Annotated in this window: 10 protein-coding genes; 9 read left to right on the plus strand and 1 reads right to left on the minus strand. The window is 69.0% G+C overall.

The window, feature by feature from the left end:
• A partial coding sequence (gene ccmI, locus TW83_RS15130) for a c-type cytochrome biogenesis protein CcmI (RefSeq protein WP_045983609.1) occupies positions 1-259 on the minus strand: 259 nt, incomplete at its 3' end.
• A gap of 174 nt (positions 260-433) precedes the next feature.
• On the opposite strand from ccmI, the gene TW83_RS15135 reads away from it, so the two are divergent.
• The 9 genes from TW83_RS15135 to der form a co-directional block, all read left to right on the plus strand.
• The gene (locus TW83_RS15135) at positions 434-1,699 is read left to right on the plus strand and encodes a sarcosine oxidase subunit beta family protein (protein WP_084697566.1); all 1,266 of its coding nucleotides are present in this window, start codon (positions 434-436) and stop codon (positions 1,697-1,699) included.
• A 91-nt stretch (positions 1,700-1,790) separates the two neighbouring features.
• Positions 1,791-2,051 (plus strand): hypothetical protein, encoded by a 261-nt coding sequence (locus TW83_RS15140; protein ID WP_045983610.1) that lies wholly within the window; start codon positions 1,791-1,793, stop codon positions 2,049-2,051.
• Between the two features lie 165 nt (positions 2,052-2,216).
• Positions 2,217-2,564, plus strand: coding sequence for a sarcosine oxidase subunit delta (locus TW83_RS15145; RefSeq protein WP_045983611.1), 348 nt, complete (start codon positions 2,217-2,219; stop codon positions 2,562-2,564).
• The gene (locus tag TW83_RS15150; RefSeq protein WP_045983612.1) at positions 2,561-5,491 is read left to right on the plus strand and encodes a sarcosine oxidase subunit alpha family protein; all 2,931 of its coding nucleotides are present in this window, start codon (positions 2,561-2,563) and stop codon (positions 5,489-5,491) included. The genes TW83_RS15145 and TW83_RS15150 overlap by 4 nt, the downstream gene beginning before the upstream one ends.
• Positions 5,484-6,002, plus strand: a complete 519-nt coding sequence (locus tag TW83_RS15155; RefSeq protein ID WP_045983613.1) for a sarcosine oxidase subunit gamma family protein — start codon at positions 5,484-5,486, stop codon at positions 6,000-6,002. The genes TW83_RS15150 and TW83_RS15155 overlap by 8 nt, the downstream gene beginning before the upstream one ends.
• A 110-nt stretch (positions 6,003-6,112) precedes the next feature.
• Positions 6,113-6,712, plus strand: a complete 600-nt coding sequence (locus tag TW83_RS15160) for a superoxide dismutase (protein ID WP_045983614.1) — start codon at positions 6,113-6,115, stop codon at positions 6,710-6,712.
• A gap of 130 nt (positions 6,713-6,842) precedes the next feature.
• The gene (locus TW83_RS15165; protein ID WP_045983615.1) at positions 6,843-7,484 is read left to right on the plus strand and encodes a tetratricopeptide repeat protein; all 642 of its coding nucleotides are present in this window, start codon (positions 6,843-6,845) and stop codon (positions 7,482-7,484) included.
• Positions 7,485-7,510: 26 nt separating this feature from the next.
• Entirely contained in the window at positions 7,511-8,827 is a 1,317-nt protein-coding gene (locus TW83_RS15170) for a PQQ-binding-like beta-propeller repeat protein (RefSeq protein ID WP_045983618.1), read from the plus strand.
• Positions 8,824-9,996: ribosome biogenesis GTPase Der (gene der, locus TW83_RS15175; protein ID WP_045983616.1), on the plus strand; the 1,173-nt coding region annotated here is incomplete at its 3' end. The genes TW83_RS15170 and der, both read left to right, overlap by 4 nt.

The following is a 9,996-nucleotide window of genomic DNA, read 5'->3' on the forward strand; positions in this document are numbered from 1 at the left end:
TGCGCGCGGCAGGGGCCGACAGCGCGGCGCGACGGTCGGCGTCCAGCACCTTGCGCCCGATCTCGGCGCGCAGGCGCTGCGCGTCGTCGGGGCCGATCACGCCGCGGTCCAGGTCGCGTTCGACCTCGGCCAGCTGGTCGCGATAGACGCGCAGGTCGTAGGCCGCGGCAGGGGCGGCACCCCCGCGGCCCCGCCGCAGGGGCGACAGGATGGCAAGGGCCGTGATGGCCGTCAGGGCGGCAGCCAGGATCCAGAACATGCGTCACCTCCGGTTGGCCCCGTTCCTAGCGCGGATGGCGGCGGACCGAAAGCCCGCTGCGACAGGGCTGTCCGAATGTCGCATGTCGCATTTCGCCGCGATCTGCCGCAAGCCGCCTTGAGGGTCGGGCCCGCCGCAGCCATGGTGCAGGCAACCCGTTTCCTGAGAGGCACCATGCCCGAAGCCCCCCGCGCCCGACGCTATTCCGTCTTTGCCATCGCCCGCGAGGCGCTGCGTCAGCACAAGGGCTGGACGCGGGCCTGGGCCAGCCCGGAACCGAAATCGCGCTACAAGGTGATCGTGGTCGGTGCGGGCGGGCACGGGCTGGCGACGGCCTATTACTTGGGCAAGAACTTCGGCATCACCGACGTCGCGGTGATCGAGAAGGGCTGGCTGGGCGGCGGCAACACGGGTCGCAACACGACCATCATCCGGTCGAACTATCTGCAGGACCCGTCGGCGGCGATTTATGAGAAGTCGCGCAGCCTGTACGAGACCCTGTCCCAGGACCTGAACTACAACATCATGTTCAGCCCGCGCGGCCTGATCATGCTGGCCCAGACCGAGCACGAGATCCGCGGCTACATGCGCACCGTCTATGCCAACAACCTGCAGGGCGTTCAGACAGAATGGCTAGACCCCCAGCAGTTGAAGGCCAAGGTGCCGATCATCAACCTGGACGGGCCGCGCTATCCGGTGCTGGGCGGCCTTTATCAGGCCCGCGGGGGCACGGCGCGCCATGACGCGGTGGCCTGGGGCTATGCGCGGGCCTGTTCTGACATGGGCATGCACATTATCCAGAATTGCGAGGTGACGGGGGTCGAGACCGAGGGCGGCCAGGTCCGCGCCGTCAATACCTCCAAGGGGCGCATCGGCTGCGACAAGCTGGCGATCGTGGTCGCGGGCCATTCCAGCCAGCTGGCGGCCATGGCCGGGTTCCGCCTGCCCATCGAAAGCGTCGCGCTGCAGGCGCTGGTCAGCGAACCGATCAAGCCCTGCATGGACGTGGTGGTGATGGCCAACACCGTCCACGGCTACATGTCGCAATCCGACAAGGGCGAGATGGTGATCGGCGGCGGCACCGACGGGTTCAACAACTTCACGCAGCGCGGCTCCTGGCAGCATGTCGAGGAGACCGTCCGCGCCCTGATCGAGACCTTCCCGATGATCAGCCGCCTGAAGATGCTGCGCCAATGGGGCGGCATCGTCGACATGACCGGCGACCGGTCCCCGATCCTGTCGTTGACCCCGGTGGGCGGCATCTTCGTGAACTGCGGGTGGGGCACCGGCGGGTTCAAGGCGATCCCTGGTTCCGGCTGGGCGATGGCCGAGCTGGTCGCCAAGGGAACGCCGGGTCCGCTGGCTGCCGATTTCGGGCTGAACCGCTTCCGCGAGGGCCGGTTCATCGACGAATCGGTCGCCGCCGGCGTCGCGCATTAGGCGAGGGCGCGCCGATGTTTTCCCGCGACGGAACCCCGGACGCCATCCGCGAATTGCCTTGCCATGACAGGTCCGACCGAAAGGGTTCATCATGGCTGACCGCAACAACAATGGCCTCTACTTCATCGTCGGCGGCATCGTCGTCGTCGTTGCACTGCTGTTCTTCTTCATGTCAGGCGAACCGACCGGCGTTGCCACGACCGACCCGGTCGAAGGCGACACGACCAACATCAGCGTCGAGACGCCGGCGGCCGAACCTACGGCCGACGCTCCTGCCGTCTCTGTCGAGACCGACAGCCCCGCGGCCGTCGACGCCCCTGCCGAACCGGCAACACCGGCTCCGGCCAACTGATGCCCTGACGCGCGGGACGGCCCGGTCGTCCCGCGCGACCACGGGGGTCCGGGGGCGGTCAGCCCCCGGCCTGCGTCCGACGGCATGTCGGACAGACGGCACCGCCGGCTTGCGCCGCTGCGGTGCCCTTTCGCATCCGCAACTCTCGCACCCCAAGGAAGCCCGATGCTGATCCTGACCTGTCCCTATTGCGGTGTGAACTCCGAGGAAACCGAACTGCATCCCGGCGGAGAGGCGCACCTGGCCCGCATCGGCCCGAACGGCACCGACGAGGAGTTCGAAAGCTACCTGTTCGCGCGCAAGAACGCCAAGGGCGTGCATTTCGAACGCTGGCGCCATGCCTATGGCTGCGGCAAGTGGTTCCTGGCCGCGCGCTGCACCGCCACGCTGCAGGTGTTCGGCACCTACAGGGCGCAGACGCCCCATCCCCCTGCCCAGATCGTAGAGGCGATCCGCAAGGTCCGCCCCGACTGGACACCCGACTGGACCCCCGCCGAAGGCATCGCCGAATGACCCACACGCCCCCCTTCCGACTGCCCGCCGGTGGCCGCCGCATCGACCGTGCCTGGCAGGTGCCGTTCCGCTTTGACGGCCGCCACCTGCGCGGGCTGACCGGCGACACCATCGCCTCGGCGCTTCTGGCCAACGGCCAGATGCTGATGGGCCGGTCCTTTAAGTATCACCGCCCGCGCGGTCCCCTGGCCTCGGGCGCCGAGGAGCCGAACGCGCTGCTGGGTCTGGGCCAGGGCGGCCGGTTCGAACCAAACCAGCGCGCCACCACCACGCCCCTGACCCACGGCATGGTCACGCGCAGCCAGAACTGCTGGCCCAGCCTGGATGCCGATGTGGGCGCGGTGAACAACTGGCTGTCGCCGGTCTTTCCGGCGGGCTTCTACTACAAGACCTTCATCCATCCGCGCCCCTTCTGGAAGCACCTGTTCGAACCGATCATCCGCCGCAGCGCGGGCCTGGGCCGTGCACCGACCGACCCCGATCCGGACCGCTATGAACAGGCCTACGGCTTTGCCGACACGGTCGTGGTCGGCGGCGGCATCGCGGGCCTGACCGCCGCCCGCGATGCGGCCAAGGCGGGCGGCACGGTCCTGGTCCTGGAACAGGGCGCCCATTGGGGCGGGCGCACGCCCACCGACCACGACGGCGGACAGGCCGCCATCGACGCGCTGTTGGCCGACCTGCAAGGCCGCGACACCGTCACCCTGCGCCGCAACACCATGGCCACCGGCCTTTACGACCACGGCTATCTGATCGCGCGGGAATCGCTGGCCGATCACGACCCGAACCAGGGCATCCCCCGCCAGCGCCTGTGGCGCATCCGGGCGGGCCGGGTGATCGCCGCGACCGGCGCGCTGGAGCGTCCCTTGTCCTTTGCCTGCAACGACGTGCCGGGCGTGATGCTGGCCAGCGCCGTCCGCGACTTCATCACCGATTACGCCGTGGCACCCGGGCGGCGCATCGTCGTGGTCACGAACAACGACGACGCCTATCGCACCGCCCTGACGGCCCATGCCGCGGGGCTGGAGGTGCCGGCCATCGTCGATGCCCGTCCCACCGCGGACGGCGCGCTGCCGCAGGCTGCGCGGGCCGCGGGCATCACCGTCCTGACCGGCGCGGCCGTCGCCAAGGTCAAGGGGGGCAAGCATGTCGAGGGAGTGGTGCTGTGCGACCACCAGGGCGACGGCGCGCCGCGGCAGACCGTCGATTGCGACGTGGTGGCCATGTCGGGCGGCTGGTCGCCGGTCGTGCATCTCTATTCGCATTGCGGCGGCAAGCTGACCTGGGACGAGGCGCAATCGATGTTCCGCCCCGACCCCGACCGCCCGCCCCTGGGTGCGGACGGGCAGGGCAACGTGACCGTCGCGGGGGCCGCCAATGGCGATCTGCACTGCGCTGGCGATCTGGAACGCCCTGCGGGTGCGACCATGCCTGTCTGGGTCATGCCCGCCCGCGCGCCCTACAAGCTGCGCGCCAAGATGTGGCTGGATTTCCAGAACGACGTGAAGGTCACCGATGTCGAACTGGCCGCCCAGGAGGGCTATGCCAGCGTCGAACACACCAAGCGCTATACCACGCTTGGCATGGCGACCGACCAGGGCAAGCTGTCCAACATCAACGGGTTGGCGGTGCTGTCCAACGCGCTGAACCAGCCCATCCAGGCGACCGGCACCACCACGTTCCGCCCGCCCTATACGCCGCTGACCCTGGCCACCATCGCGGCCGAGGCCAAGGACGAGGCCTTCCAGCCGCTGCGCAAGACGCCGATCCACGCATGGCACGACCGCAACGGCGCCAGCTGGGAGCCGGTGGGCCACTGGCGCCGCCCCTATGCCTATCCTCGCGCGACCGAGGATCGCCACGCCGCCGTCAACCGCGAGATCCTGGCGGTGCGGGCCGGCGTCGGCACGCTGGACGCCTCGACCCTGGGCAAGATCATCGTCAAGGGGCCCGATGCCGGGCGGTTCCTGGACATGCTGTACACCAACATGATGTCCACCCTGCCGGTCGGCAAATGCCGCTATGGCCTGATGTGCAACGAGAACGGCTTCCTGATGGATGACGGCGTCGTGGCGCGCCTGTCCGACGACACCTGGCTGTGCCACACCACCACCGGCGGCGCGGACCGTATCCATGGGCACATGGAGGACTGGCTGCAATGCGAATGGTGGGACTGGAAGGTCTATACCGCCAACCTGACCGAACAGTTCGCACAGATCGCCGTGGCCGGACCCAAGGCCCGCGCCCTGCTGGAACGCCTGCCGGGCAGCATCGATCTGTCGGCCGAGGCGCTGCCCTTCATGCAATGGGCCGAAGGCGACATCGCCGGCATCCCCGCCCGCATCTTCCGCATCAGCTTCTCGGGTGAGCTCAGCTATGAGATCGCGGTGCCCGCCAATCGCGGGCTGGAGCTGTGGGAGCGGCTGCACGAGGTCGGCCGCGATCTGGGCATTACCCCCTACGGGACCGAGGCCATGCACGTGATGCGCGCCGAAAAGGGCTTCATCATGATCGGGGACGAGACCGACGGCACCATCATCCCGCAGGATCTGGGGCTGGACTGGGCGATCTCCAAAAAGAAGGCCGACTATATCGGCAAGCGCGCCCAACGCCGCAGCCACATGACCGACGGCACCCGCTGGAAGCTGGTGGGGCTGGAGAGCCTGTCCGGCAAGGTCATACCCGACGGCGCCTATGCGGTGGCCGACGGCACGAACGGCAACGGCCAGCGCAAGACCCAGGGGCGCGTCACCTCCAGCTATCACTCGCCGACGCTGGACAAGCCCATCGCGATGGGCCTGGTCCGCCACGGTCCGGCCCGCATGGGGCAGGTCCTGGATTTCCCGATGCCGGACGGTGCGGTCATGCAGGCGCGGATCGTCGATCCGGTCTTCTACGACAAGGAAGGAAGCCGTCAGAATGGCTGAAGCGCTGGCTACCATCACCCCCGTCGCGGGCCTGGGCATGATCACCATCCGGGCCGATCTGGACCGCGCGGGCGACGCCCTGGCCGAGGCCGCGGGCCTGGCCATCCCCGACGCGACCGGCACCGTGACCGACGGCAGCCGCACCCTAGCGTGGATGTCGCCGGACGAGCTGTTGCTGATCCTGCCCGCATCGGACCTTTCCGCCGCGCTGTCGGACCTGACGCAGGCGCTGACGGGTGAACACGGGCTGGTGGCCGACGTGTCGGATGCCCGTGCGGTCTTTGACGTGACGGGCCCCCATGCCGCGGACGTGATCGCGAAACTGGCCCCCGTCGATGCCGCGGCCCTGCCGTCGGGCGTCTTGCGCCGCACGCGCATGGCGCAGACCGCCGCGGCCTTCTGGCGGGTGGAGGGCGGGTTCCGCGTGATCGGCTTTCGCTCGACGGCGGATTACCTGTCGCTGATCCTGACCAATGCGGCCATGCCGGGCAGCCAGCTGGCGCCGCGCTGACCACCTTGGTGCAGGGGGGGATCGGAACCCCGGTCCACCCCTTGCGTTGGTCCCCCGAATGCGCGACCGTTCGCGCCGAGCCGAACCAACCCTTTCGAAAGGACCGCAAAATGGCCTTCACCCTTCCCGATCTTCCCTATTCGCACGATGCCCTGGAAGCCGGCGGCATGTCGCGCGAGACGCTGGAGTATCACCACGACAAGCACCACAACGCCTATGTCACCAAGCTGAACGAGCTGGTGGCCGGGACCGAGTGGGAAGGCAAGTCGCTGGAAGATATCGTCAAGGGCACCTACCAGAAGGGCGCCGTGGCGCAGAACGGCATCTTCAACAATGCCAGCCAGCATTGGAACCACGCCCAGTTCTGGGAGATGATGGGCCCGAACCCCGGCCCGATGCCCGCCAACCTTGAAGCCGCGATCAAGGACAGCTTCGGTTCGGTCGAGGAGTTCAAGAAGAAGTTCGCCGAGGCCGGCGTCGGCCAGTTCGGGTCGGGCTGGGTCTGGCTGGTCAAGAATGCCGACGGCAAGCTGGAGATCACCAAGACCGAAAACGGTGTGAACCCGCTGTGCACCGGTCAGACGGCGCTGCTGGGCTGCGACGTGTGGGAGCACAGCTACTACATCGACTTCCGCAACGCGCGCCCCAAGTACCTGGAGAACTTCCTGGACAAGCTGGTGAACTGGGAGAACGTCGCCTCGCGCATGTGAGGTCGGACGCATCGATCGAAAGGCCCGCCCCTTGTGGCGGGCCTTTTGCGTGGCGCCCGCGCCGGCATTGGCATTTCCGTCCATCGCGGTATAAGACCACGGGAACACAGGACAGATCGGCAGGGCGGGCATGGCCAACCAGAGCGACACCTTCATCGACGAAGTCACCGAAGAGCTGCGGCGCGACCGCCTGTACGGGGCGATGCGCCGTTACGGCTGGATCGTGGTCCTGGTGATCGTGGCGGTAGTCGGCTTCACCGCCTGGCGCGAATACAGCGCCGCCCAGGACCGCGCCGCGGCGCAGGCCTGGGGCGATGCGATCCTGGCGGCCGAGGCCGAGAACGACCCCGCCGCCGTTCTGGCCGTCGATCCGCGCGGCTCGGCAGGTCGGCAGGCGCTGACCGGGCTGCTGGCCGCGGGCGCGCAGACCGATCCCGATGCCCGCGCACAGGCGCTGCAGGGCGTGGCCGATGCCCAGCCCGACAGCGTGCTGGGAGAGCTGGCGCAGCTGAAGCTGGTGATGGCACAGGGCGCGCAGATGGATGCGGCCGAACGCGACGCCATCCTGACCCGCCTGTCGCGCGCCGGTGCGCCGTTCGAGCTGCTGGCGTTGGAACAGAAGGCCGTGGCCCTGATCGGTGCCGGGCGCCCCGAGGATGCGATCACCCTGATCCGCCAGATCCAGGACAAGGACGGCCTGACCGAGGCCTTGCGTCGTCGCCTGTCCGAGATGATGATCGCCCTGGGCGAGACGCCCGAACCGACCGAATAACGGACTGAGAGACAGGGATGACCGCCATGCTGCGACTGACCTTGGCGATGGCCGCCGGACTGGGACTTGCCGGCTGCGGCGACCGCGAAATCATCCTGCCCGGAGAGCGCCTGGACCCCCTGGCCGTCATCTCGGCCGACGGTCCCGCGGTCGAGGGTGCGGCGGGCATCACCGGCACCGCGCTGTCCCTGTCCGCCCCGGTCACCAACGGCGAATGGACCCATCGCGGCGGCAACGCTGCCCATGCGCCGGGCCATCTGGCCCTGGGCGCGGGCGGCACGGCCCTGTGGTCCGCATCCATCGGCCAGGGTGAAACCCGTCGTCACCGCATCACCGCCGACCCCGTCGTGGCGGCGGGCCGGGTCTTTACCCTGGACAGCCGAGCCCGCGTCACCGCGACCGCGCTGAACGGCGGGCGCGCCTGGTCCACCGACGTGACGCCCGCGCTGGAGAATGTCGACAGCGCCTCGGGCGGCGGTCTGGCCTATGAGGGCGGGCGAGTCTTCGTCACCACCGGTTTCGGCGAGCTGGTCGCGCTGGACGCGGCCAGCGGCGCCGTGCTGTGGCGCCAGCGGGTCGAGGCCTCGATCGGCGGCGGCCCGGCCGTGCAGGACGGCGTGGTCTATGTCGCGGCCCGGAACGCCGTGGGTTGGGCCGTGCGCGCCAGCGACGGGCGCGTGCTGTGGCAGGCGGCAGGCACGCCGTCGGGGTCGGGCGTCATGGGCGTGTCGGTCCCGGCCGTACAGGGCGACACGGTGGTGTTCCCGTTCTCGTCGGGGCAGATCGTGGCGGTGGACCGTCAGTCGGGCCTGACCAACTGGACCTCGCAGATCGCGGGCACCCGTCCCGGACGCGCCATCGCGGTGGTCCGTGACGTGACCGGCGATCCGGTGATCGCGGGCGGGCGCGTCTATTCGGGCACCTCTTCCGGCCGCATCAGCGCGGTCGAGCTGTCGACCGGCCTGAACGACTGGACCGCGGACGAGGGCGCCAACAGCCCGGTCGTCGTCGCGGGCGGGTCGGTCTTTGCCGTGAACGATCAGGCCCAGCTGGTCCGGCTGGATGCGGCGACGGGCGGCGTCGTCTGGCGCCAGCCCCTGCCGTATTACACCACGCAGCGCGTGCGGCGTCAGGATGCGGTCCACGCGCATTACGGTCCCGTGCTGGCCGGGGGGCGGTTGCATATCGCCTCTAGCGATGGCATGTTGCGCAGCTTCGATCCCGCCTCCGGCGCGCTGGTCGGTCAGGTGGCGATCCCCGGTGGGGCGGCATCGGCCCCGGTGGTCGCCGGTCAAACCCTTTACGTCGTTGCGCGCAACGGCCAGTTGCATGCGTTCAGATGACATTCACCCTTGCGATCGTCGGGCGGCCCAATGTGGGCAAGTCCACCCTGTTCAACCGTCTGGTTGGCAAGAAACTTGCGCTGGTCGATGACCAGCCCGGCGTGACCCGCGACATCCGCGAGGGCGCGGGCCGCCTTGGCGACCTGCGCTTTGTCGTGATCGACAGCGCGGGCCTGGAGATGGCCGAGGATGACAGCCTTCAGGGGCGCATGCGCCGCCTGACCGAACGCGCCGTTGACGAGGCCGACATCTGCCTGTTCGTCGTCGATGCGCGCATCGGCATCACCGCGGCCGACGAGTATTTCGCCGAGATCCTGCGCCGCCGCGCCAAGCACGTCATCGTCGCCGCCAACAAGTCCGAGGGCCGTGCCGGAGAGGCGGGGGCCATGGAGGCCTATGCCCTTGGCCTGGGCGAGCCCCTGCGCATCTCGGCCGAGCATGGCGAGGGGATGGACGACCTTTATGGCGTGCTGATGCCCCTGGCCGACAGGATCGAGGCCGAGCGTCCCGCCCCGATCGAGGCCGTGACCGACCTGGACCTGTCCGAGGAGGACGCCGAATCGGGCGAGGGTTCCGAGTACTGGCGCCCATCCGAGGCCCGCCCCCTGCAGATCGCCGTGATCGGCCGCCCCAATGCGGGCAAGTCGACGCTGATCAACAAGATCCTGGGGCAGGACCGCCTGCTGACCGGTCCCGAGGCCGGGATCACCCGCGATTCGATCAGCGTGACCACAAACTTCATGGGCACGCCCATGCGCATCTTCGACACGGCCGGCATGCGCAAGCGCGCCCGCGTGACCGAGAAGCTGGAGAAGCTGTCGGTGGCCGACGGCCTGCGGGCCGTGCGCTTCGCCGAGGTCGTCGTCGTCCTGCTGGACGTCGAGATCCCCTTCGAGACCCAGGACCTGCGCATCGCCGATTTCGCCGAGACCGAGGGGCGCGCCGTCGTCATCGCCGTGAACAAGTGGGACACAGAGGACGACAAGTCCCACAAGCTGAACGAGATGCGCGCCAGTTTCGAAAAGCTGCTGCCGCAGCTGCGTGGCGCGCCGCTGATCACCGTGTCGGCCAAGACCGGCAAGGGGCTGGACCGCCTGCACAACGCCGTCATCAAGGCGCATGAGGTCTGGAACCGCCGCGTGCCGACCGCCCGCCTGAACCAGTGGCTG

Source organism: Paracoccus sp. S4493 (assembly GCF_000967735.1).
In the GTDB taxonomy this organism is placed as follows: Bacteria; Pseudomonadota; Alphaproteobacteria; order Rhodobacterales; family Rhodobacteraceae; genus Paracoccus; species Paracoccus marcusii.